This window comes from Nostocoides japonicum T1-X7 (genome assembly GCF_001046855.1).
In the GTDB taxonomy this organism is placed as follows: domain Bacteria; phylum Actinomycetota; class Actinomycetes; order Actinomycetales; family Dermatophilaceae; genus Nostocoides; species Nostocoides japonicum.
In genome coordinates, this window is sequence record NZ_HF570958.1 from 4,883,889 (window position 1) to 4,885,570 (window position 1,682).

At 71.8% G+C, this 1,682-nt stretch carries 1 protein-coding gene; it reads left to right on the top strand.

The window, feature by feature from the left end:
* Positions 1–905: 905 nt before the first annotated feature.
* Positions 906–1,469: an NUDIX hydrolase gene (locus tag BN12_RS22185; RefSeq protein ID WP_200901278.1), complete on the top strand. Its 564-nt coding sequence runs from the start codon at positions 906–908 to the stop codon at positions 1,467–1,469.
* The last annotated feature ends 213 nt before the right edge of the window (positions 1,470–1,682 follow it).

Genomic DNA, 1,682 nt, shown 5'->3' on the forward strand with positions numbered 1-1,682 from the left:
GTCCTGGGCGGGCCGGTGTGCGGGGTGAGCCGGTATCGGGTGGGCCGGTGTGCTGGGTGGGCCGGTGTGCGGGGTGAGCCGGTATCGGGTGTGCGGGGTGAGCCGGTATCGGGTGAGCCTGTATCGGGTGTGCCGGTATCGGGTGTGCCGGGTGGGCCGGGGTCCTGGGCGGGCCGGTGTGCCGGGGTGAGCTGGTATCGGGTGTGCCGGGCGGCCCGGTAGGCGGGAGCGGCTGGTGTGTCGACTGGCCATGGCCGGGAGGATGCCGCGGTGCGCGGTGCGCGGTCGCGTATCGCCCGATGCACCGCGCAGCCTCCGACGCTTTATCGGGTGACCCGACAAGACTGGGCTTCACCCGACTTCCCTTGTCGGGTGAAGCCGAGCCTGCTGGGGTGACCCGATAAGAGCCGGCGCGGGCCGCAGTTCGGGAAGCGTCCGAAGCGGCGACCTGGATCGGCCCGATGAACAGGCACAACGTGGGCTAAGCCGCGTGAGCCGCCCCTGGGCCTGCTCACGCGGCGGGGTGCTCGGGCGGGGTCGCCGTCTATTGCCTGTCGGTAGGGCCGCCTTCCTGTCGGTGGGGCCGACGGAAACCCAATGCGACCGTAAGCACCAGACGGCGAGCGCGCCTGACGCACGAGGAGCACGGGAAGGGGACGGCATTGGGTGTCCGCCGGTCGCGGTCATGGATGTCCGTCGATGCATGGTCACGGCGACCAGCCGATCGGCAGCTCGCCTGGACGCCGCGGTGGCTGGCCCCCCGAGCACGGTGGCGTTGAGGTGGGGATGCCAGCTCCGCTCGACTGAGCAGTCTCGGCGGAGCGAGGTCGGCGGGTGGGCGTCGCTCATGGTGTCCGCCCACGATCCGGCGAGATGCGCCCATGGGGGGCTTCTAGGCTGGTCGGGTGTCCGAGCCCGTCCGCACCTTCGAGCCCGTCCCTCCGTCCGAGCGGCCGCACCGGATCCGCCGAACCGCCCGTATCCTCTTGCGTGACACGATCGGCCGCGTGCTCCTCTTCGAGGACTCCGACCCCGGCATACCCGGATCCCACTGGTGGATCACGCCCGGCGGGGGCGTCGACCCGGGCGAGACGGACGTCGAGGCGGCGGTGCGGGAGCTCGCCGAGGAGACGGGGGCGCGGGTGGCGGCGCCCGAGGTCCGTGGTCCGGTAGCGGTCCGACGTGTCGTCCACGGCTACACCGATGTCGTCATCGATCAGGTGGACGCGTTCTTCGCCGTGACCGTCCCACCGTTCGACGTCGACGACGCGGGCCACACCGAGGAGGAGCGGATCACGATGACCCGCCATCGCTGGTGGACCGTGCAGCAGCTCGCCGCGACCGGTGAGGAGATCTGGCCGGCTGAGCTCGTCGCATACCTGGAGCTGGCGGACACATGGGAGCCCGGCGTCCCGGCCCGGGAGCTGCCCGACGTCGAGGAGTCGACGGTTCCCGACGTCGCCCGCTGACTCTCCCGGGGGAGCCGCTTTATCGGGTCACCCCGGAACACAGGGCCTCACCCGACTCCGCTTGTCGGGTCAAGCTCAGCCTTGTGGGGTGACCCGATAAAGCGACCGCGGGCGCGGCGCTCGGGGGTGGGTGGTGCACACGCCCCGATCGGGTGGCAGAGCGCCAGGGGTGGCCGGGCGGGTGGTGCACAGGCCCCGATCGGGTGGCAGAGC